Raw genomic sequence first — 22,665 nt, 5'->3', positions numbered from 1 at the left:
CGAACCATGACATTCATCAGGAAGCTGGCGGCCGGCGCGATCGTTGCCGCGGCGACGGTGCTGGCTGGCGGCGCGTACGCGCAGCAGAAGCCGATCACGCTCGGGTTCTCGCAGGTCGGCGCGGAGAGCGCGTGGCGCACCGCGAACACCGTGTCGGTGAAGGGCGCGGCGAAGGACGCCGGCATCAACCTGAAATTCTCGGACGCGCAGCAGAAGCAGGAGAACCAGATTCGCGCGATCCGCTCGTTCATCGCGCAGAAGGTCGACGTGATCGCGTTCTCGCCGGTCGTCGAATCGGGCTGGGAGCCCGTGCTGACCGAGGCGAAGGCCGCGCACATCCCGGTGATCCTGACCGACCGCGGGGTCGACGTGAAGGATCCGTCGCTGTACGTGACGATGATCGGTTCGGACTTCCTCGAGGAAGGGCGGCGCGCCGGCCACTGGATGGAAGAGCATTACAAGAATGACGCAGGCCCGATCAACATCGTCGAGCTGCAGGGCACGGTCGGTTCGGCACCGGCCAACGACCGGCGTGCCGGCCTGCTCGAAGTGATCAAGAGCAATCCGAAATTCAAGGTGATCGCGTCGCAGAGCGGCGACTTCACGCTCGCCGGCGGCAAGCAGGTGATGGAAGCGTTCGCGAAGACCTACGGCAAGCAGATCAACGTCGTCTACGCGCACAACGACGACATGGCGCTCGGCGCGATCCAGGCGATGGAGGAAGCGGGGATCAAGCCCGGCAAGGACGTGAGCGTCGTGTCGTTCGACGCGACCAAGGGCGGTTTCCAGGCGATGGTCGCCGGCAAGATCAACGTCGACGTCGAATGCAGCCCGCTGCTCGGCCCGCAACTGATGAGCGCGGTGAAGGACGTCGTCGCCGGCAAGCCGCTGCCCAAGCGCATCGTCACGAACGAGACCGTGTTCCCGATGAACGTCGCGGCGCAGGTGCTGCCGACCCGCAAGTACTGAGCACGCGCTGACAATCCGGCACGGGCGGCGGCGTGGCGGCCGCCCGGATGGCAACCGCTCCGAGGGAGGGTTCATGACGAATCCGCCGGTGGTCGAGATGATCGGCATCGACAAGTCGTTTCCGGGCGTCAGCGCGCTGCAGCGCGTGGACTTCCGGCTGTTTCCGGGCGAGATCCACGCGCTGATGGGCCAGAACGGCGCGGGCAAGTCGACGCTGATCAACGTGCTCACCGGCGTGCATGCGCACGACGCGGGCGAGATTCGCGTCGCCGGTGAGCCCGTGCGCTTCGCCGCGCCGCGCGAGGCAGAGGCGGCCGGCATCCAGACGCTCTACCAGGAAGTGAACCTGTGCGCGAACCTGTCGGTCGCGGAGAACATCTTCGCGGGCCGGCAGCCGATGCGGCGCGGCGCGATCGACTGGAACACGATCCATGCGCGCTCGCGCGCCGCGCTGGCCGAACTCGACCTGTCGCTCGACGTCACGCGCTCGCTCGACGCGTATCCGATCGCGGTGCAGCAGATGGTCGCGATCGCACGGGCCGTGTCGGTCGACGCGCGCGTGCTGATCCTCGACGAACCGACGTCGAGCCTCGACGACGGCGAGGTCGCGCGGCTGTTCGACGTGCTGCGCCGCCTGAAGGCGTCGGGCATCGCGATCCTGTTCGTCACGCACTTTCTCGAGCAGACCTATGCGGTGTCGGACCGGATCACCGTGATGCGCAACGGCGAGCGCGAAGGCGAGTACCTGGCGCGCGACCTGCCGGTCGATGTGCTCGTCGCGAAAATGACCGGCCGCGAGCGGATGTCCGACACGCTGCAGGCGGGCGCCGCGGCCGTCGAGCGCACCGCCGGCGAGGCCGAACCGTTCCTGTCGATGCAGCAGGTCGGGCGGCGCGGGATGATGAGCCCGCTCGACCTCGATGTGCGGCCCGGCGAGATCGTCGGGCTGGCCGGGCTGCTCGGCTCGGGGCGCACCGAAACCGCGCAGCTGGCATTTGCCGCGGAACGCACCGACACCGGCGCGATCGAGATCGACGGCGCGCGCACGCGGCTCGCGTCGCCGCACGACGCGGTGCGGCACGGGATCGCGTACTGCCCGGAGGACCGCAAGAAGGAGGGCATCGTCGCCGAGCTGTCGATCCGCGAGAACATCGTCCTCGCGCTGCAGGCGCGGCGCGGCTGGTGGCGGCTGATCGGGCGTGCGCGCCAGCGCGAGCTCGCCGATACGTACATCGCGCGGCTCGGCATCAAGGCGCGCGACGCGGAGCAGCCGATCGGCCTGCTGTCCGGCGGCAACCAGCAGAAGGTGCTGCTCGCGCGCTGGCTCGCGACGGAACCGAAGCTGCTGATCCTCGACGAGCCGACGCGCGGCATCGACGTCGCCGCGAAGTTCGACATCATGGAGCGCGTGCTCGCGCTGTGCGCGCAGGGGCTCGCGATCCTGTTCATCTCGTCGGAGATCAGTGAAGTCGTGCGCGTGAGCCACCGGATCGCGGTGTTGCGCGATCGTCGCAAGGTCGCCGAACTGACCGGTGCCGACGCATCCGAGGAGCAGGTTTACCGGTTGATCGCGGGAGGCCAGTCATGACGCTGCTGCGCACAATGTTCCGTCATTCGCTCGTGTGGCCCGTGCTGACGCTCGTGCTGCTGTTCGCGCTCGACGTCGCGCATCGCCCGGGCTTCCTGTCGATCACGCTGCTCGACGGTCACCTGTTCGGCGCGCCGGTCGACATCCTGAACCGCGCGGCGCCGCTCGTGATCGTGTCGCTCGGGATGACGCTCGTGATCGCGACGCGCGGGATCGACATCTCGGTCGGCGCGATCGTCGCGATCGCAGGGGCTGCCGCGGCGATCGTGCTCGACGCGGACCCGTCGCGGGTCGGCCTGGCACTGGCCGCAGCACTCGGCGTCGGGTTGCTCGCGGGCGCGTGGAACGGGCTGCTCGTCGCATTCGTCGGGATGCAGCCGATCATCGCGACACTTATCCTGATGGTGGCCGGCCGCGGCATCGCGCAACTGCTGACGGGCGGCCAGATCATCCCGATCGGCGCGCCCGGCTACCTCGCGCTCGGCGGCGGCTATCTCGCAGCCGTGCCGTGCGCGGTGTGGATCGCTGTTGCGACGATCGCGGCGACCGCGCTGCTGGTGAACCGCACGGCGCTCGGGCTGTTCATCCGCGCGATCGGCGTGAACCCGGTCGCGACGCGGCTCGTCGGGTTGCGCTCGGGCGCGGTCGTGTTCGGCGTGTATCTGTGTTCCGGTGCGATGTCGGCGCTCGCCGGCATCCTAGCGAGCTCGAACGTGCGCAGCGCCGACGGCAACAATGCAGGGCTGCTGCTCGAACTCGACGCGATCCTCGCGGTGACGCTCGGCGGCACGTCGCTGCTCGGCGGCCGTTTCAGCCTCGCCGGCTCGGTGCTCGGCGCGCTGATCATCCAGACGCTCACCTACACGACCTATTCGATCGGCGTGCCGCCGGAGGCGACGCTCGTCGTCAAGGCGGTCGTCGTGATCGTCGTGACGCTGATCCAGTCGGACGCGGCGCGCGCGCTGGTCGTCCGGCACGCGTCGCGGCTGCTGTCTTCCGCGCGTTCGCGCGCCACTTCCGGAGCGACGCCGCGATGAACCGACTCCTTGGCCGGCTCGCCGACCCGCGCACGCTGCCGATCGTCGTGACGATCGTGCTGTTCGCCGCGCTGTTCGGCTTCGGGTCCGTGACGTACACGGGCTTTTTCTCGATGCAGGTGCTGACCGGGCTGCTCGTCGACAACGCATTCCTGCTGATCGTCGCGATCGGGATGACGTTCGTGATCGTGTCGGGCGGCATCGACCTGTCGGTCGGCTCGGTCGTCGCGCTGACGACCATCTTCTGCGCGGTCGGTGCCGAGCGGCTGCACTGGCCCGTGTGGGTGATCGTGCCGCTGGTGCTCGCGTTCGGCGCGCTGTACGGCGCGGCGATGGGCGCATTGATCCATTACTTCCGGCTGCAACCGTTCATCGTCACGCTGGCCGGGATGTTCCTCGCGCGCGGCGCGTGCTTCCTGATCACGACGCAGTCGATCACGATCAACGAGCCGGTGTTCCATGCGATCGCGGGCATCAGCGTGCCGGTGGGCGGCGGCACGCTGAGCGCAGGTGCGCTGATCGCGCTCGCGACGCTGGCCGGCGCGATCTACGTCGCGCATTTCACGCGCTTCGGCCGCAACGTGTACGCGATCGGCGGCAACGAGCGTTCGGCGCTGCTGATGGGGCTGCCGGTCGCGCGCACGAAGATCGGCGTGTACGCGTTGAGCGGCTTCTGTTCGGCGCTCGGCGGTGTGGTGTTCACGCTGTACGTGCTGTCGGGTTACGGGCTGCAGGCACAGGGGATGGAACTCGATGCGATCGCCGCGACCGTGATCGGCGGCACGCTGCTGACGGGTGGCGTGGGCTACGTGATCGGCTCGGTGTTCGGTGTCGGCATTCTCGGCACGATCCAGGTGCTGATCACGTTCGACGGCACGTTGAGTTCGTGGTGGACGCGGATCGTGATCGGCGCGCTGCTGTGCGTGTTCTGCGTGCTGCAACGGGTGATCGAACGGCACGCGGCGCGGCGGCGCACGGGTGGCACGGGGCTCGGGGCGCCGAGGCCGAAACGCGGCCCCGCACAGGCGCGGCCGGCATCGCCTGACGAGGATGCCGCGCTGGTTTCGACGATGCAGCGGCTGTAGCGCGCGTATCGTCCGGCTAGGGTAACGAACGGCACGACGACGTGCTCTGGCGTGACGGAGGGCGATGTCGATGCGCGGGCTGTCGAACCCGGCGGCCGGCCGGTGCCCGGCCTGAGCGTGAGCGATGCGGTCGCCCGCGCCGTCAGACCGGCCCGGCCGCGCCGGCCTTCGCGTCGAACGACATATCGGCGCTGCGCGCGTGTTTCAGCGAGCCGGCCAGTTTCCCGATCGCGTCCAGATCCAGTGTATCGAGGTGCTCGCGCACGTCCCGCACGAAGGCCGCGTAATCCGGCTGGTCCGCATACTGGCCGAGCCATTCCTCGATATCGGTGAGCTGCCCGTTGTCGGCGAGCCGGATCAGTGCGTCGAGCGCATCGTCGGGCGGGCACGGCATCGCGGGCGCGGCGATGTCCGGTTCGGCATCGTGGTCCGGTTGGAACCGCCGGAGAAGCTCCGACGCCGGTACGAGCGCGTGCCCGACGGCCGGCGCGACAAACGCGAACGAGAACGCCGTGCCGATGCCCGGCTGGCTGGCGACGGCCAGCTCGCCGCCCATCGCGCCGACGATGCGCTGCGCGATGAACAGGCCGAGCCCGGTGCCGCCGTTCACGGCCTGCACTTGCTGGTACGCGCGAAAGATGTCGCGGTTTCCGCTGATGTCGATCCCGATGCCCGTATCGGCGACTTCGAACAGCAGGCGCCACGCGTCGCCTTCACGCGCCGCATGAATCGACAGCGTGACCGTGCCGTCGCGCGTGAACTTCGATGCGTTGGACAGCAGGTTGAGCAGCACCTGCTGCAGCCGCATGCCGTCGATCGACACCGTGCGCGGCAGCGGCGTGGCAGGCCGGTAGACGAACCGGTTGTCCTGCTGCGCGCACAGCGCGAGCGCGTAGTGGCCGATGTCGTCGAGCAGGCCGGGCAGGTCGGTCGCGTCCGGCGACACGCCGAGCGGCTGCAGCTCCGCCTTCGTGAACGCGAGCAGTTCGTCGATCAGCGTGAGCTGGTATCGGATGCTGCGGTCGATCGACCGGATCAGCCGCGCCTGGCCGTGCGTCGCGCCTTGCAGCAGCAGCTTCGCGTAGCCGTTGATCGTGGACAGCGGTGCACGCAGGTCGTGGCTGACGTAGCCGAGCGTCTCGATCTTCTGCTGCATGTGGGTCGTCACCTGCTGCAGCGCGTCGTTGAGCGCGAGCGTGCGTCGTGCGACTTCGTCGCGCAGGCGATCCTGTTCGGTGATCTGCCAGTGTTCGAGCCGTTTCCTCGCCTCGGTGCGCTGGCGGCCCACGTGGTGGATCCATGCGGCCAGCACCAGCAGGTGCGTGGCGAGCCCGATGACCGCGATGACGGGGTTCGGGTAGATGTCGGATTTCAGCCACGCGAGCGCCGGCGGCAGCGTGTTCATGCCGTCGAGCACGCGGATCAGCATGTTGAAGGTGGCGATCGCGATGGCAATCAGCATCACGCGGCCGGTCGGCGTCCGGCGGATCGCGAGCAGCAGCGCGAGGCTGATATTGACGATCCCGACTAGCGCGTTCAGCCGCAGGCAGAACCACGTGAACGTCAGCAGGTCGCCGCAGGCGGCGCCGATCATGCCGACACCTTCGAGCGCGAGAAGGGCCATGTAGATCGCGCGCATCGGCAGCTTCGTCTGCTCGCGCCGGGCGACCATCAGGATGAAGACGATGAAGCAGGAGACCGCCAGGTACGCGAAGATCACTTCGCCGCGCGCCGACCATTCACGCAGCGCAGGCGGCAACGCCATCGCCGTATAGCCTCGGTAAGTTGCTTCGAACAGCGTCGTGCCCAGCGCCACCGCGGCCAGCACATGGAACACCCCGCTGCGCGAAAAGAACCCGATCAGCAGCGCGCACCACATCAGCGCGAGCAGCCCGCCGAAGAAGCCGAAGTCCCACATCGTCGCGCGCCGTTCCAGCGCATCCCACGCCGCACGCGTGAACGCGACCGGCGCGAGCCGCATTTCCTTGCGCGAAGTGACGCGGATCAGCACGGGGACGCTTTCGCCGGCGCGTAGCGTGACGTCGAGCGCCGGGTAGCGCGAGGACGGCGCGGCGGCATCAACGCCGGCGCCGGCGGCCGGGAAGCGGCTGTCGAGTGTCCACCGGCCGTTCTGGCCGATATAGAAGTCCGCCTGGTCGACCCGTGCGTCGCGAATCGCGAGCACCAGCGGGCGCGTGACGCTGTCGCGGTTGGTCAGCGTCGCGCGGATCCACCATGCCGATCGCGAGAACTCGACGTTGAACGTCGACGTACCTGCCAACGGCGTGCCATTAACCGGATCGGCGAGCCGTGCGGCGACCTGGGCGGCTGACATCGTCGTGCTTGCGTCTTCCATTACCGACACGGCGTCCAGTTGCGCCGGGTCCGGCGCCGACGCGGCGCGCGCGGTCGCACAGGTGACGGCCATCGCGAGCAGAAGCAGCAGCACTGCGCGACATCCGGCCGCCCACGCCGCGTGGCGCCTAAGCATCGTGATGATGCTCCCCGGGCGTGGCCGGAGGGGCATTGACCGCATGGCGCTGGCGCCGCCAGTCGGACGGCGTGATGCCGAAGCGTTCGCGGAACGCGGTTGCGAAGTTGCCGGGCGTGGAAAAGCCGATTTCCTCGGCGATGTCGCCGATCCCCATCGACGTCTCCGCGAGGAAATGCATCGCGGCGCGCAGGCGCGTGTCGCGCAGATATTCGAACACGGTCTGGCCGAGATGGTCGCGGAACACGCGGGACAGGCGCTTTTCGTGCGTGCCGACCTGCCTCGCGAGCTCCTCGAGCGCCGGCGGATGGCGCAGGTCGCGCAGCAGGACCTCGGACGCCGCACGCACGAGCGCCGCATCCGGGTTGTCGGGCAGCTCGGGCAGATGCGCGAACGGCTGGCTGCGCCGTGCCCGCTTCAGGTGGTTGCGGATCCGGGCCAGCACTTCGGTTGGCTCGAACGGCTTGATGATGTAGTCGATCGCGCCGGTCTCGAGCCCGGCGATGCGATCCTCGAGATCGCCCGCGGCCGTCAGGATGATGACCGGGATCGATTGCGTCGCAGGCGTCGACGCCAGCAGCCGGCACGCGGCGAAGCCGTCCATGCGCGGCATGCGGACATCCATCAGGATCAGGTCGGGCGCGATCGCCTGGGCACGGTGATAGGCCTGCAGCCCGTCGAACGCGACGCTGATCCGGCACCGTGCGGCACGCAGGATTTCGGTCAGGAGCCGCAGGTCGTTCGGGCGATCGTCGACGACAAGAATATGTGCGTCAGCGAGATCCGGCGTGGGACGAGGCGATGCCGGACTGGACGAGCGGGATGACATGGTTGCGAATGCGTTGGAAGGGTGGCCGGTCAGATGAAGGGCATCGCGGTCTGCACGATTGTTGCGAAAAATTATATGCCGACAACAGCGCCGACTGTGAGGATTCCGTGCGGCCCGTGGGGGCTTGTGCGACAAGGTGTTGCGGGTTTGTCAGGCCGGCATCCGGCTGAAAGAAACGGAAGTGGAAAAACATGCCGAACCGGATTTTAATAATCGGTCTTTATTTCCGGATTTATTTCGACGAATTAGAATTGGAAGGGGCGGAGAATCAGTCTGGCGGACATCTGGAAGTCGACGTCTTCTATGTAAATAGAATGAAGAGCGTGCGGGTCGCCTGATTTATTTTTTCCAGATGGAAGGTGGAAATCATGTTAGTCGTGAAATCGTATTTCGCATCGGAATGTATGAATGTAAATGCCGTCCGCTCGGGAAAAGGAATTTTCCGCTCGGGAAAAGGTTCGTTCGGACGGATGCCCGCACACTAGACCCGGCGCGGCTGGAATCGGTTCTTTCAAACGACCGGTATCGCGCGGATCGCATGCCGAAGTTTCATCCCGACGTATGCGATACCAATGAGACATTGAACGATGCGAGATCTCATGATTTGGGATCGCGGCAACGAACGAATAACTGGCACGAGGGTAATGCAAATTTCATAATTTTCCGAATACGTCGCTATATAAGAGAAATCGGCAAATCTTGAAATGTGGTTGGGTGTGGGGCGCCGGTCGAGACGAAATCGTCAAGGAAATTCGCTCGATTAATTCGGTGCAGGGGTCGTCCGGCAAGTCGTCGATGCTGTTCCGGAAATCCGGAAAATGCGTTTGAACGCCGGACGGAAAGGGTGAGTGGCTGCGCGTGGGCCGTCCGAGGGTTCGATCCGTCGGGCGACGGCCGCGCGCGGTGCGCTTTCGAATCAGGCGGACACGAAAAAGATGAGCACAACAGGCATGACAGGCCAACGCACCGGTTCGCACGAACCGGCGGCGCATGCTTCAGTCCCGGGGATCGCACGGCGTCCTCCTCCTCCTGAATGAAACAGGGCGGGCCGCCCCCGGGTGCGGGCCGGCTTCCGCCTATCCGGCGTCTGAATGACGCTTTCCCATGAGATTCAAGATCGTCGCGGGTTCGGCGCGACGGCGTTCGCGCGCGCGGATGAGCGATGCGTCGTGGATCGTGCCGCCGCCGGATCCGCAGCGTCGACTTCCATGAGTCGATAACCGGCGATCGTCGCCTCGTATCGTGCCGATGGGCACGGGCGGCGTGCGGTCGTGTGATCGCGATGTCCATCGCGAGTGTCGTGCAGCGTTACTCAGCTTTTTAGTTAGTGATCCAAAGTGAAGCGCGGGGCGTCGCGAGGCGGACGGGAATGTGCAGGGGTGTTCTCGCCGGCCGTCGCGTTCGCGGTTGCGTCATCCAGCACATGAGAACCGAGGGAAGACAAGATGAACAAGTCGTTCAAGTCGATCTGGAACGAAGCATTGGGAGCCTGGGTTGCGGCTTCGGAGCTTGATCGCGCGCGCGGAAAGCGCGTCGCGTCGTCGCGTGGCACGCCGGAGCGTGCCGTGGACGGAGGAGCCGCGGCACGCGCGGGCACGCCTTCGGCTCCGTCGCTCAGGCGGCTCACCGTGCTGATGGCGTCCGCGTATCTCGCGCTGTTCCATGCCGGCGCGCACGCGCAGTACCAGCCGGACGGCGGATCGGCCACCGGCGGCATCTCGTCGATCTCGATCGGCGTCGGCTCGAGCGCCGCGCAGACGAATTCCACCGCATTGGGCAATCTGGCGACGGCGCAGGGCGTGTCGGCCACGGCGCTCGGCCCGGGCGCGCATGCGATGGGTGACGCGTCGACGGCTGTCGGCATCAACGCGCAGGCGACCGGCGTCAACAGCGCGTCGATGGGTGTGCAGGCGATCGGGTCGGGCGACTACTCGGTTGCCATCGGCAACCTCGCCAGTGCGACGCAAAGCGGGGCGACGGCGATGGGCAGCGGCGCGGCTGCGACCGGTGTGTCGTCCATCGGGCTTGGCAACAATGCGCTGGCTTCCGGTCAGTACTCGGCCGCGCTCGGGCTCGGGGCGAGCGCGGTCGGCGCGCAAAGCGTCGCGCTCGGCTACGCGACGCACGCGACCGGTACGGGCAACGTCGCGATCGGCAATCAGGCGACGAGTACGGGTGCCTCCGGTGTCGCCGTGGGGAGCGGCTCGTTGGTGACAGGGAATTCCAGCATCGCGATGGGCATCAACAGCGGCGCGAAGGGCGTGACGTCGATCGCGATCGGCTGGGGTGGGACGGCCGGCGTACCGGGCTCGGGCACGCAGTCGCTCGGCACTAGTTCGATCGCGCTGGGCTCGGCCACGACGGCCGGCGCCGATACCGCGATGGCGTTCGGCCTGAACGCCAATGCATCGGGCGTCAGTTCGATTGCGATGGGCGTACAGGCGTCCGCGACGCAGCAGTTCGGTACCGCGATCGGTAATCTCGCACTTGCGTCCGGCGTGTCGACGAGCGCCTTGGGGCCGGGCGCGACGGCGTCCGCCACGAATGCGACGGCAGTCGGCATCAACAGCGTCGCGGCGGCGGGTTCCACCGTGGCGATCGGCGACAGCAACTCGGTCGCGGCCGCGGCGGGTGCGGGCTCGATTGCCGGCGGCAACAGCTCGAAAGTGCTGAGCGGCACCGGCGCGGTCGCGCTGGGTCTGGGCCAGACGGTCAGCGGCAACGGTGCGGTGGCGATCGGTGACCCGAGCACCGCGATCGGCACCGGCGCGGTCACCGCTGGGGCGAACAACACGGCGAACGGCGACGGCGCGGTCGCCATCGGCAATTCAAACACCGCGCAGGGCACCGGCTCGCTCGCGCTCGGCAACACGTCGACGGCCGCGGCGGCCGGTGCGCTGGCGTTCGGTGCGTCGGCCGTGGCGAACAATGCAGGCGATGTCGCGCTCGGCTCGGGTTCGACGACGGCCGCGCCGAATCCGACCGCAAGCGCGACGATCGGCGGCGTGACGTACAACTTCAAAGGGACGAATCCGGTCAGCGTCGTCAGCGTCGGCGCAGCGGGTACCGAGCGGCAGATCACCAATGTTGCTGCCGGGCGCATCAGTTCCGCGAGCACGGATGCGATCAACGGGTCGCAGCTCGATGCGACGAATCAGGCGGTGAATTCGCTGTCGACTTCGACGGCGTCGAGCGTCAGTTCCTTGTCGACGGGGGTGTCGTCGTTGTCGACCGGATTGTCGTCGGCCAATAGCGCGATCACGTCGCTTTCCACGTCGACTTCGACCGGTATCAGCTCGTTGTCGACGGGGTTGAGCTCGACCAATAGTTCGGTCACTTCATTGTCGACCTCGACGTCGACGGGTCTGTCGTCGGCCAATAGCGCGATCACGTCGCTTTCCACGTCCACCTCGACTGGTATCAGCTCGTTGTCGACGGGGTTGAGTTCGACCAACAGTTCGGTGACTTCACTGTCGACTTCGACGTCGACGGGTCTGTCGTCGGCCAACAGCGCGATCACGTCGCTTTCCACGTCGACGTCGACTGGTATCAGCTCGTTGTCGACGGGGTTGAGCTCGACCAACAGTTCGGTGACTTCGTTGTCGACCTCCACGTCGACCGGCCTGTCGTCGGCCAATAGCGCGATCACGTCGCTTTCCACGTCCACCTCGACCGGCATCAGTTCGCTGTCGACGGGCTTGAGCTCGACCAACAGCTCGGTGACGTCCTTGTCGACGTCCACGTCGACCGGCCTGTCGTCGGCCAACAGTTCGATCGCATCGCTGTCCACGTCGACGTCGACGGGCCTGAGCTCGACCAACAGCTCGGTGGCGTCGCTGTCGACTTCGACGTCGACCGGCATCAGTTCGCTGTCCACCGGCCTGAGTTCGACGAACAGCGCGGTGACGTCGCTGTCGACGTCGACCTCGACGATCGTCGGTTCGTTGTCCACCGGCCTGAGCTCGACCAACAGCACGGTGACGTCGCTGTCGACGTCCACGTCGACGATCGTCGGCTCATTGTCCACCGGCCTGAGCTCGACCAACAGTTCGGTCACATCGTTGTCGACGTCGACCTCGACGGCCGTCGGCTCGTTGTCCACGGGCCTGAGCTCGACGAACAGCACGGTCACGTCGCTTTCGACGTCGACATCGACCGGCATCAGTTCCCTGTCCACCGGCCTGAGCTCGACGACCAGCGCGATCTCGTCGTTGTCGACGTCGACGTCGACGATCGTCGGGTCGCTGTCCACCGGCGTCGCGTCGCTGTCCACCGGCCTGAGCACGACGAACAGCAACGTCACATCGCTGTCGACCGCGACCTCGACGAGCATCGGTTCACTGTCGACCGGGCTCAGTTCGACCACGAGCTCGATCTCGTCGCTGTCGACGTCGACCTCGACGACCGTCGGCTCGCTGTCCACCGGTTTGTCGAGCACGAACAGCAACCTGACGTCGCTGTCCACCGCGACGTCGACGGGCATCGGCTCGCTGTCGACCGGCCTCAGCTCGATCGCGTCGAACAACAGCAATCTCGGCAACAGTACGGCGGGCGCGATCGGCGGCGGGGCCACCTACGATCCGACGACCGGAAAGATTTCCGCGCCGTCGTACGTGACGTACAACAGCGACGGTTCGACGACGATCAACAACAACGTCGGCTCGGCGATCGACAACATCAACGCGCACGGCATCAAGTATTTCCACGCGAACTCGACCGCACCGGACAGCCAGGCGGTCGGGCTCGACAGCGTCGCGATCGGCCCGAATGCGATCTCGAAGGTGGACGGCAGCATTGCGCTTGGTTCGGGTTCGGTGTCCGACCGAGCGACGACGCCGGCGTCGGGCATCATCCGCAACGGCACCGCATCGATCCCGTTCAACACGACGGACCAGACGCTGCTCGGCGCGGTGTCGGTTGGCGACGCGACCAGCAAGACGTATCGCCAGATCACCAACGTCGCGGACGGCACCGGCCAGCAGGATGCGGTGACCGTGCGGCAGCTGGCCGGCGCGCTGCAGTCGTTCGCGGTCACGAGCCAGAAGTATTTCCACGCGAACTCGACGGCCGTGGATTCGCTCGCGGTGGGCGCGGAATCGGTCGCGGTGGGGCCGACGACGGTCGTCAACGGCGATAACGGCGTGGGCATCGGCAACGGCGCGATCGTCGACCAGACCGCCCCTGGCGGCGTCGCGATCGGGCAGGCGGCGAGTTCCGCGCAGGCCGACGCGATCGCGCTCGGCAGCGGTGCGACGGCATTGGGCGCACAGTCGGTCGCGCAAGGCGCAAAGGCGAAGGCGGTCAGCGTGGGCAGCGTCGCGCTGGGTTCCGGCGCGCTCGGCAACGCGACCGATGCGCTCGCGCTCGGCGCCGGTGCGTCCGCGACGTTCGCGAATAGCGTGGCGTTGGGCGCGGGGTCGCTGACGACGGTCGGCGCGCAGACGAACTACATCGCGTACGGCTTGAGCAGCCCGCAGTCGTCGGCCGGCGAGGTCAACGTCGGCAACCGGCAGATCACCGGCCTCGCGGCCGGCAAGAACGGCACCGACGCGGTGAACGTGTCGCAGCTCGACTCGGTCGCCAATCAGTTGACGACGCTGATCACCCAGCGCACGTCCAACCTCGGCGGCTCGTACACGACGAATCCGACCGGTACGAACGTGGCGCCGGGCTCGACGGGGGCGAACTCGTCTGCGGGCGGCTCGGGTTCGGTGGCATCGGGCTCGAACAGCACGGCGGTCGGCAACGGGTCGCTGGCGTCCGGCAACGGGTCGACCGCGATCGGTGTCGGCTCGACGGCGACGGGCAGCAATTCGGCCGCGATCGGCACGGGCAGCAACGACGGCGGGCGGTCGAACGTCGTCGCGGTCGGTTCGACGGAATCGGCGCGCCAGGTCGTCAACGTCGCGGCCGGCACGCAGGGTACGGATGCGGTGAACGTGAACCAGCTGAATGCGGTGTCGAACCAGTTCACGCAGTCGCTGAACACGGTCAACAACCAGCTCACGCAGATGCAGCAGCAGATCCAGCAGACCGATTCGATGGCACGTGAGGGGATCGCGGCAACCGCCGCGATGGCGTCGATCCCGCACATGGACCGCGACTCGAACTTCGCGATGGGGGTCGGTACGGCGACGTTCCAGGGGCAGAAGGCCATGGCGGTCGGCGTGCAGGCGCGCGTCACGGAGAACCTGAAGGCGACGCTGAACGGCGGCTTCGCCGGCAGCCAGCGCGTCGTCGGCGCGGGCATGCTGTATCAGTGGAAGTGATCGCGCGTCGCGGTTCGTTCCGGCACGCACTGCCGGAGCGGACCGCGCCGAACGCAAACGCACGCGGATGCGGCTGCGCCATTGCGCCGCATGCGCTGCGCCCATCGCATTTTCGGAGTAATCAAGTGAAAAACATCCATCTTGCACTGCTGGCGTCCGTCGTTTCCCTCGCGGCCTGTTCGAGCGCGTCGGGACCGACGTTCAACGCCTACGAGCTTCAGCCCCGCGACGGTATCCGGACCTTCCGCGTCGACTGCCACGGCATCCTGTCGAGCGCCAATACTTGCATGAAGGTCGCGACGCGCATGTGCGGCAACGAGGCCGTGCGCACGATCGATTCCACGACGCCGTACCGCGACGGCGCCGATCCGCACTCGATGGTGTTCCAGTGCGGTGCGGCACCCGCGCCGGCTGCGGCGGCTGCGCCGGCGCCCGCCGCGGTCGAGAAGGTGAGCCTGACCGGCGATGCGTACTTCGCGACCGACTCCGCGGTGCTGATGTCCGCCGCCACCGCCGCGCTCGACACGCTGCTGAATCAGCAGGGCGACAAGCATTTTTCACGCGTGGAAGTGGACGGTTATACCGACGCGACCGGCTCGGATGCACACAACCAGGCGCTGTCGAAGCGCCGCGCCGATGCGGTCGCGGGGTATCTGCGCGAACACGGGCTGAAGGCGGAATCGTTCGCGGCGGCGGGGCATGGAGAAACCAATCCGGCGGCGTCGAACGAAACCGCTGAAGGGCGGGCGCGCAATCGCCGGGTGGAAATCTCGCTGCAGAAGTAAGACGTGGGCAACGGGTTGCCGCAGGTGTGGCCGTCGCAACCGGACGGCTCGCTTGCGGGAGCGGTGCCGTCCGGGGACGCAGGCGGTCGAGTCAGGGAATGCGTCGCGACGGGCGTGTGCGGTGGCGCTGCCGCCTGGACGACGATGCGGAACGGCGGCCTGTGGGCCTGCTAAGCGTTGCTGCGCGGGGCGTAAGAGATGCCCGGTGCTGCTGCGTGGGTCGACAGGCACGAAGGGCGGAAAACGACCGAGGCTGTGTGGAAACACGTAACTCAGCGTCGGCGGGAGCAGATCCCGTGCCGCATTTTCGCAGCCTTCAAGTGAACGAAGAGTGCCGCCATAGCTTCAATGCCGAGTTGCTGTCGTCCCTCGGCATGTAAGTGCACCCTAGAGTGTTTCACGCACCCACCAGCCGCATCGCCGATGGTAGGAGGGGAGGCCTGTCGTCGAAGGCCTAACACTGGTGAAGTCGAGTGTGTGCAGATCAAGCTCCTCGACAAAGGCCTCGACGATCCTGACCGGGTTATCCTCGGCAACGAAATCGTCCAGGCATTCGGGCAATGGCTCTACCTGCTTGCGGTCATCGCCTTCAACGAATCGCTTCATGGGCAACCCATCCTGAATGCGTTGATTCAGTCTAGGCGATCAACGCGTTTTCACACAGCCTCGACCCGGGAGGGATACTCGAGCTTTTTGATATCGGCCATTCGTTCGATCAGAAAGTGAAGCGGGCGTGGAATCGCGGGATATTGGCGGCAGGCGGCATCTGCATTCAGCCACTCAGACGTCGCCGCGCCGCTGCGAACCGCACCCGTCATATACGCGTTAAAGCCCAAGCTCCTGTTCCAGTCGCCGCATTTCTTCCCGCCACTGTTCCTGCAGTTGCGGCTTTTGATGTTTCGGTTTGCGTGCGAGCTCTGTCGCCAGCAACGTCTCCAACTGACACCAACGTTGCCACTGTGCCTCGACGTCACTGCCGGCGGATTGAACGCCGGTGTGGTTCCGTGTGGTCGGGATCTGCTCGGGTGCAGCGGAATCACGAGATGTGAACAAAATTCGATACGCGCTTTCAGCATCCGGCAATTCTTGCAAGCGCCCGTCATGGATTGCCCAGAAGCGATTACAACTGTGCTCGATCAATTCGCGATCGTGCGAAACCAGGATAAAACCGCCATCGAACGCCGCCAGCGCAGTGGCAAGTTCGCGCTTGCCTTCCATATCCAGGTGATTGGTCGGTTCGTCAAGCCACAACAGGTGGTAGCTGGCCATGGACAGCGCAAGAAACAGCAGGCGGGCCCGCTCGCCGCCACTCAGAGTGGCTACGGTCTGACCATGGCGTACATACGGAAACCCGGCGGAAATCAAAGCCTGCCTTCGCTCTTTGTCGCCGACTGGCGCAAATTTATACAGCGCGTCAGACAAAGTGGCGTCGTCGGCCAGTTGATGCAATGACTGATCGTAGTAGGCGATGCGCGCCGCCGGATGATAACGCCAACCCATGGGCGCTTCTCCCTGCCGCAGATCGCTCCAGCACTGGCGCAGCAACGAGGATTTGCCCGTGCCATTGCTGCCCAGGAGTGCGATCTTGTCGCCTGGCCGCAACCACAAATCGTGAGCCTCGAACAGGATCGGCTCTTCCGCCTGAGCGCGTACATGCAGGCCTTCGAACGCCAGCAGACGGTCCGCCACCAATCGTGTTCCTGATAGTTTCAAGCGCCAAGGGTTGCCACGACCAACAAAGGTCTGGTCTTCCTTTAGTTTTTCGACGCGCCTTTGCATGGACTTGGCTTGGCGCGACAGTTTCTCATTGTCGTGCTCGCGCCCCCAGATGGCCAGACGTTTGCTGCTGGCGGCTAGCCGGTCTATCTCGTTTTGCTCACCTGCATGACGCGCTTGTGCCGTTGCGTCGGCATTGGCCAACGCGGCCAAGGCCCGGCTGCATGGCATATCGAAACTGTACAAGCGCTGATCGCGCAGAATCCAGCTTTTGGCGCTGAGCGTGTCTAGAAGTCGCGGATCGTGCGATACCAGGATGAAGCCACCCTGCCAGCGGCGCAGGAAATCTTCCAGCCACAATAACGAGGGTAGATCCAGGTGATTGCTGGGTTCATCAAGCAACAGCAGATTCGGCTGCGCAAGAACTGCACGTCCCAACAGCAAACGAGTGTGCTGGCCGCCGCTCAGGTCGGAAACGGGTGTATCCGCCGCAGAGGCTAGCTCTAGATCGTCCAGTAGACTGTCTACCCGCCAATGCTCTGCCCGTTGCTCGCCGACGCTCTCCAGCAACGCCTCTCGCGTCGTAAGGTCGGCAAGTCTTTGCGGTAGATGCTGCTCGACGTGTTGAAGGCGGCACATTGCCGCATAGTGCACGCTACCGGCACTGGGTTCGCGGCTGCCCGCCAATACATCAAGCAGACTGCTCTTGCCGCAGCCGTTGTGGCCGATCAGGCCGATGCGGTCGCCAAGTTTTACAGTAAAGGAAAGATCCTGGAATAGCGGGCCATGGCCGGTTTCCAGTCGCAAGGTAAGTGCGGAAATCAGGGTGGTCATGCTCTTGCTCTCGTTTTTTCGGGACGTGTTTGTCCCTGTCAACAGGAGCGCTGGCGACAACCTTGGAGTCGAGAAAGGACTCGGGAGGAGAGGGCTTTGCTCTGGCCGGGTTATCGCAGCGCGATGGAACTCAGGCAAGAGCAGGCGAATGTGCTGTACAAATGTGCCAGCATCAGCGGGCGCACCAGAAAAACCATATTTACCTCCTTTTTAAAAAGAGTTGGATGTAGCGGCGGAGTTTATCTCGGCTCTCGTCATTTATACAAGCGGCTGGCGTTGCCGCTCCCAATTTGTTCCGAGAGGGATCGCAGAATGCTCCACGACAAATAGCTCTACGGGTTCGGCGATCGATGTCGTGATCGGATCAAAATCATCGACCGGGACGGGAACGGCTTCCGGCTCCTGATGAAACGCTCGAGGTTGATCTACACGATGTCGTCTAGTGCTTTGACCTCTGCGATTCGTGGCTCGGTGATCCAGAGCGCATCGATAATCTGAAACACCAACGGGGCCAGCGGCGTACCGATGACCTGCTCGCGGGCAAGCGCGAATTCAAACAAGGCGGAAATATTGACGCCCCGGTCCGCGGCGTTCACGATAGAGACAGCACCACCTTTCTTGCGCGGCAGATAGATCAAGGAAACCAGGACGCGGTCAGCAGGCCCGGCGCTTTCCCCCCAGTCGCCTAACACAAGGTTAATGGTCGGTGGATGGTCCGGCATTCCGATCGCCCATTGGACAAAGTAGACACCAACAACCGAATCGTCTTGGTGCAGTTCACCCGTGATTCTCCTCGTCTCGTGACCACAGCACGTACAATTGAAAGTGGATTCGTCCCCTGGGTACGCGTGTATCGATTCGGCGTCTGACATTGGGCGGAGTCCCGAAAATAGTTGAAGTTTGAAAGCGGTGGTTCCCGTGGGAATCCGAGAAAATCGGGTTTCCAAGACCAAACTCCCAGACAGGAGAACCGCCGAAATGAAGCCTACCAAGAAACCGGGTCACCGACCTCAAAGCGCTCCACCGATTTACTCTGGAGACGTCGTTCGTGGATCGCATACTTCTCAGTGACTGCTCGTGGCCGCCGCTTGCCTGTCGAGCCCACACGTTTGATCCGCCGCAAGCGCACCGCAATCGCGGCTCACACGTTCGCAATGGCGAGTACACTGAACATGCCGTAGAAACAGGAGAATGCGATGATCGACGCTGGCCCCCAAAGTACCTTCCGAGGGCTGCCGCTGACCGTGGAGCAGGACGCGGAAGTTCGGCACTACATCAAGGACCGGACTCGGCGCGGGCTGCCATGGGACACGTCGGAGTTGAGCGCGATGCTCAAGGACATGCTGCATCCCCCGGGCGACGGCGACGGTGATGGCGACGGTGATGCTGCCTCCGAGGCAGACGAAACCAGAGCGGCCGCCGAGCGCGCGAACGCTTCGATTGACGAGGCGATGGACCCCATCGAGGCGAATGAGGAGTGGAATGCGGCCATGGAGTCGGAGGGCATGAAAGGGCCCAGACGATAAAAGCGGAGGCAATGACGCTCCGATTCCTGGCAGCGCGGCACACAGAGGTGCGCGCCTGATGCCAAGCGTTTCAACGAAGGCACGGTCCGCGTTGCGCGTGCGCTGCGTCGCAGCGTACACGGCGAGACTACCGACGCACCGGGTGCTCCCATCGTGAGAACCCCGACCCGCAATCCGACCATTCGCAGATAATTTCGGGCGCAGCCAACCGCGCCATCCATGCTGCATGGCACCAACGCAACTGCGAGCCGCATCTCGTCGCCGGGCGCCTGACAGCGGGCGCCATGTCAGTGTCTGATCACGCAGACGGCCACGATTTCGTATCCGGGGTCGGCATGCACGTGCGCCGCCTTTTCCGCTTCCTCATACGAACCAAACGACGTGGCATCCTCAACCGCCGGTGCCATGCCGATATCGCCATCCTCGGCGGTGCAGAGGAACTGTTCGCCAGTCTTCACGACGTAGGTGGACATCATCATGATTCCCTCCATCGTTTGCAGGGGGGAATTCCAGTCTAGCAGGCCAGAAACGGGGCGCAGGCGGTTTGCAGCGTCCTTTCCGTGAGGTCTGCGACAGGACCGAAAAGCCGTGCACAATACCCGCATGCAAAATCCAGACCTCGAACACCTCGTCACCGTCACCATGCCCTTTGGGAAATACAAGGGCCGGCTGATTGCCGACCTGCCCGGGCCTTACCTCAACTGGCTGGCGCGCGAAGGGTTCCCGCGCGGCGAAATCGGTCGGCAGCTCGCGCTGATGCACGAGATCGATCACAACGGCCTGCGGGACTTGCTGGAGCCGTTGCGAAAACGCGGATAGCGCCAATCGGGGGCGAATGCCTCCGCGTGCCACGCCGCCCGGCATCGATCGACCGTGATCGACCACCACCCTTCGCCGGCCACACCTGCTACGCGTGCCGAATGCACGCATGCGACCCCGACAGTGGCCCGCGCGCACCTAGCGCGCCGCCGATGCTGACATAGAATAAAAACAGTCCCTTGAGGACGAGTTGATGGCAAGAGAAGGGGTGCCGACATGAGACGCCTTTATTTCCTCGTACCCGATACGCAGATGGCGAAGGCCATCGTCGACGATCTATTGCGCGCACGCATCATCTGGCGCCATATCCACGTTCTCGCCGACCACAGCGTCACACTCGATCAGTTACCCGAAGCATCGTTGCTGCAAAGCAGCGATGTCGTGCATGCGCTCGAGCGCGGCGTCGCGCTCGGCGGCGCGGCCGGTGCGCTGATCGGCCTCGTCGCGCTCGTATTTCCGCCGGCGGAGCTCGTGATCGCGGGCGGCGCCGTCGTCGGGTTGACGTTGGCCGGAGCGGGTTTCGGGGCGTGGACCGCCGCGATGATCGGCATCGCCGAGCCGAACGCGCGACTCCAGCGATTTCGCGAGGCCATTCAGGAAGGCCAGATCCTGATCATGGCCGACGTGCCGGCATTGCGAGAGCAGGAAATCGAAGAGATGGTCGCCCAGCATTTTCCAAAGGCGGACCTGGAAGGCGCCGAGCCTACGACACCGATCTTCCCCTGACGCGCGATAGCAAGCCGGCCTGCCCGGCACCCGGGTTCATCGACGCGTCTCGTCGAGCGCACGACCGCGACCGCGGGCCGCGCGCGGAGCGGGTCGTTCGCACGTTGCGCAGGCAACCTTGGCCGCCATTCCGAATCGCGCGAGAGACGCAGGCCCGACGCGCGTGACGCCTTCGGAACCGCAGCGCCGACGTCGAACCGTCGGCAAGGAGGTCGTATGGAACTGCACATTCAATCGCACCATTGGGAGCGTCGTACGCCCGACTGGATCTCCGCTGCCGTGGCAGGTCTCGCGGGCGGTGCGCTGGTGATCGCGTTGGAATTCGTCTGGTCGACCCTCGTGCTCGGCTCAAGCCCGTGGCAACCGACCCACAAGATCGCGGCGATGGTGATGGGCCGCAGCGCGCTTGGCCAGATGACGCAATTCAACCTTGAAATCGTCGCGATGGCGCTGCTGCTGCACTACGTGCTCGGCGCGATCATGGGGATGATGCTCGCCGCGATCATGGCGCCTTTCCGCCTCGATTCGAGCGTGGGCATGGAAGCCGCCATCGGGCTGGCGTTTGGGATCGTCGCGTATGGGTGGAACTTCTACGTGATGACGGCCGTGTTCCCGTGGTTCGTCTCCGAGCGGGGTTCCGGGCCCTTGCTGGCCAACCTGTTGTTCGGCGTGGTTGCGGCCATCACCTACGGCAGGCTGGAACGATTGCGCAGGCGGAACGCGGACGACTGACACATCGCGTTTCCCGTCGCGCCGACCTTGAGCACGCGGCGCCCGCGGGAGACACGGAACCCGGTGTCGGCGGCACCGGTGAGTGACACGCAGCGAGGCGGCCTATGGCCCTTGCGATTGCCTTGGTCCTGATCATCATCCTGGCGGTGGGGTTTCACTTTGCCAGTCCGTGGTGGATCACGCCCATCGCGTCGAACTGGGTGCGCATGGACGACATGCTGACGATCACGCTCGTCATCACCGGCGCACTCTTCATCGCCATCAACCTGTTCATCGTGGTCGCCCTGGTGCGCTATCGCCACCGCAGCGGGCATCGCGCGGCCTACGAACCGCACAACCGGAAGCTGGAATGGTGGCTGATCGGCCTGACTGGCGTCGGCGTGGCGGCGCTGCTGGCGCCGGGGCTGTTCGTCTACGCGGACTACGTCCGGCCGCCGCGCAACGTGCTGCAGATGGAAGTGCTCGGCCAGCAATGGCAATGGCGTTTCCGCTTTGCCGGCCCCGGCGGCAAGCTGGGCACGACCGACGTGCGCTACATCAGCAGCGACAACCCGTTCGGCCTGAATCCCGCCGACCCCAACGGCCGCGACAACTACCTGATCGAGCGCCCCGAGGTGCACCTGCCGCTCAACCGGCCGATCCAGGTCCTGACACGGTCGCGCGACGTGCTGCACGACTTCTACGTCCCGCCGTTCCGCGCGCGGATGAACATGGTGCCGGGGATGGTGACCACCTTCTGGTTCACGCCGACCAAGGCAGGGCGCTACGACATCCTGTGCGCGCAGCTCTGCGGGATCGGGCACGCCGGCATGCGCGGCGTGGTGGTGGTGGAAGACGAAGCCGCGTTCTCGCGCTGGCTGGCGCAGCAGACCACGTTCGCGCAGCAGCAGATGGCCCACGTGCAGGCCGCACCCGCCGCGGCGGGCGGCAGCGCGCAGGCGCTTGCCAACCTGGGCAAGACGCTCGCGGCGGCCAAGGGCTGCGTTGCCTGTCATACCGTGGACGGCAGCCCGCTCGTGGGCCCGACCTGGAAGGGCCTGTACGGCAAGACCGAAACGATGGCCGACGGCAGCACCGCGAAGGTGGACGAAGCCTACCTGCGCGCATTCATCCGCAATCCGACGGCCCGTGTCGTGAAGGGCTTCTCGCCGATCATGCCGCACTTCGACCTGAGCGAGCAGGAACTGGACGCGCTGGTGGCGTATATCAAGGCGCAAGGCGGGACGCCCGCCAGCACCGCGGCCCAGCCGTAGCGGAGC

At 65.5% G+C, this 22,665-nt stretch carries 16 protein-coding genes and 1 pseudogene; 11 read left to right on the top strand and 6 right to left on the bottom strand.

Features of this window, described 5'->3' with window-relative positions:
- The first annotated feature begins 6 nt into the window (after positions 1 to 6).
- The 4 genes from BCO18175_RS13870 to yjfF all read left to right on the top strand — a co-directional run bounded on the left by BCO18175_RS13870 (position 7) and on the right by yjfF (position 4,679).
- The gene (locus tag BCO18175_RS13870; RefSeq protein ID WP_174981650.1) at positions 7 to 969 is read left to right on the top strand and encodes an ABC transporter substrate-binding protein; all 963 of its coding nucleotides are present in this window, start codon (positions 7 to 9) and stop codon (positions 967 to 969) included.
- A gap of 73 nt (positions 970 to 1,042) precedes the next feature.
- Positions 1,043 to 2,557 carry a sugar ABC transporter ATP-binding protein gene (locus tag BCO18175_RS13865; protein WP_174981648.1) on the top strand — a complete coding sequence of 505 codons (1,515 nt, stop codon included), beginning with the start codon at positions 1,043 to 1,045 and terminating at the stop codon, positions 2,555 to 2,557.
- Positions 2,554 to 3,594: an ABC transporter permease gene (locus BCO18175_RS13860; protein ID WP_174981646.1), complete on the top strand. Its 1,041-nt coding sequence runs from the start codon at positions 2,554 to 2,556 to the stop codon at positions 3,592 to 3,594. Before BCO18175_RS13865 ends, BCO18175_RS13860 begins: the two co-directional genes overlap by 4 nt.
- Positions 3,591 to 4,679, top strand: a complete 1,089-nt coding sequence (gene yjfF, locus BCO18175_RS13855; RefSeq protein WP_174981644.1) for a galactofuranose ABC transporter, permease protein YjfF — start codon at positions 3,591 to 3,593, stop codon at positions 4,677 to 4,679. The genes BCO18175_RS13860 and yjfF overlap by 4 nt, the downstream gene beginning before the upstream one ends.
- Before the next feature lie 142 nt (positions 4,680 to 4,821).
- Here the strand turns inward: yjfF and BCO18175_RS13850 are convergent, their stop codons facing one another.
- Together BCO18175_RS13850 and BCO18175_RS13845 are read right to left on the bottom strand one after the other, a co-directional pair.
- Positions 4,822 to 7,170: a sensor histidine kinase gene (locus tag BCO18175_RS13850; RefSeq protein WP_174981643.1), complete on the bottom strand. Its 2,349-nt coding sequence runs from the start codon at positions 7,168 to 7,170 to the stop codon at positions 4,822 to 4,824.
- Positions 7,163 to 7,999: a response regulator transcription factor gene (locus BCO18175_RS13845; protein WP_174967082.1), complete on the bottom strand. Its 837-nt coding sequence runs from the start codon at positions 7,997 to 7,999 to the stop codon at positions 7,163 to 7,165. Before BCO18175_RS13845 ends, BCO18175_RS13850 begins: the two co-directional genes overlap by 8 nt.
- Positions 8,000 to 9,444: 1,445 nt before the next feature.
- Between BCO18175_RS13845 and BCO18175_RS40870 the strand changes: the two genes are divergently transcribed.
- A complete protein-coding gene (locus BCO18175_RS40870; protein WP_174981641.1) occupies positions 9,445 to 14,268 on the top strand; it encodes a YadA-like family protein in 4,824 nt (1,607 codons plus the stop codon).
- A 125-nt stretch (positions 14,269 to 14,393) separates the two neighbouring features.
- Positions 14,394 to 15,053 (top strand): OmpA family protein, encoded by a 660-nt coding sequence (locus tag BCO18175_RS13835; protein WP_174981639.1) that lies wholly within the window; start codon positions 14,394 to 14,396, stop codon positions 15,051 to 15,053.
- Positions 15,054 to 15,476: 423 nt separating this feature from the next.
- On the opposite strand, the pseudogene BCO18175_RS40570 reads toward BCO18175_RS13835, so the two are convergent.
- From BCO18175_RS40570 to BCO18175_RS13820, 3 genes and pseudogenes are all read right to left on the bottom strand, one after another.
- Positions 15,477 to 15,659 (bottom strand): annotated as a pseudogene (locus BCO18175_RS40570) (IS5/IS1182 family transposase); the annotation flags it as partial.
- Positions 15,660 to 15,878: 219 nt separating this feature from the next.
- Positions 15,879 to 17,603: an ABC-F family ATP-binding cassette domain-containing protein gene (locus BCO18175_RS13825; RefSeq protein ID WP_174981635.1), complete on the bottom strand. Its 1,725-nt coding sequence runs from the start codon at positions 17,601 to 17,603 to the stop codon at positions 15,879 to 15,881.
- A gap of 425 nt (positions 17,604 to 18,028) precedes the next feature.
- A complete protein-coding gene (locus BCO18175_RS13820; protein ID WP_174981633.1) occupies positions 18,029 to 18,325 on the bottom strand; it encodes a hypothetical protein in 297 nt (98 codons plus the stop codon).
- 474 nt (positions 18,326 to 18,799) lie between these two features.
- Between BCO18175_RS13820 and BCO18175_RS13815 the strand changes: the two genes are divergently transcribed.
- Positions 18,800 to 19,129 (top strand): hypothetical protein, encoded by a 330-nt coding sequence (locus tag BCO18175_RS13815; RefSeq protein WP_174981631.1) that lies wholly within the window; start codon positions 18,800 to 18,802, stop codon positions 19,127 to 19,129.
- 287 nt (positions 19,130 to 19,416) lie between these two features.
- Here BCO18175_RS13815 and BCO18175_RS13810 read toward each other — a convergent pair whose 3' ends face one another.
- A complete protein-coding gene (locus BCO18175_RS13810; RefSeq protein WP_174982231.1) occupies positions 19,417 to 19,605 on the bottom strand; it encodes a hypothetical protein in 189 nt (62 codons plus the stop codon).
- A 127-nt stretch (positions 19,606 to 19,732) separates the two neighbouring features.
- Between BCO18175_RS13810 and BCO18175_RS13805 the strand changes: the two genes are divergently transcribed.
- The 4 genes from BCO18175_RS13805 to BCO18175_RS13790 all read left to right on the top strand — a co-directional run bounded on the left by BCO18175_RS13805 (position 19,733) and on the right by BCO18175_RS13790 (position 22,659).
- On the top strand, positions 19,733 to 19,948 hold the full coding sequence (locus BCO18175_RS13805; RefSeq protein ID WP_043184321.1) for a DUF3820 family protein: 216 nt from the start codon (positions 19,733 to 19,735) through the stop codon (positions 19,946 to 19,948).
- A 216-nt stretch (positions 19,949 to 20,164) separates the two neighbouring features.
- The gene (locus BCO18175_RS13800; protein WP_043184322.1) at positions 20,165 to 20,674 is read left to right on the top strand and encodes a hypothetical protein; all 510 of its coding nucleotides are present in this window, start codon (positions 20,165 to 20,167) and stop codon (positions 20,672 to 20,674) included.
- 216 nt (positions 20,675 to 20,890) lie between these two features.
- Positions 20,891 to 21,406, top strand: a complete 516-nt coding sequence (locus BCO18175_RS13795; RefSeq protein ID WP_174981629.1) for a hypothetical protein — start codon at positions 20,891 to 20,893, stop codon at positions 21,404 to 21,406.
- Positions 21,407 to 21,510: 104 nt separating this feature from the next.
- Positions 21,511 to 22,659: a cytochrome c oxidase subunit II gene (locus BCO18175_RS13790; RefSeq protein ID WP_174981627.1), complete on the top strand. Its 1,149-nt coding sequence runs from the start codon at positions 21,511 to 21,513 to the stop codon at positions 22,657 to 22,659.
- Positions 22,660 to 22,665: the final 6 nt, after the last annotated feature.

The organism is Burkholderia lata, assembly GCF_902499335.1.
GTDB classification, from domain to species: Bacteria; Pseudomonadota; Gammaproteobacteria; order Burkholderiales; family Burkholderiaceae; genus Burkholderia; species Burkholderia lata_B.
The sequence above is the reverse complement of the archived record's forward strand: the minus strand, read 5'-3'. Positions and strand labels throughout refer to the sequence as shown.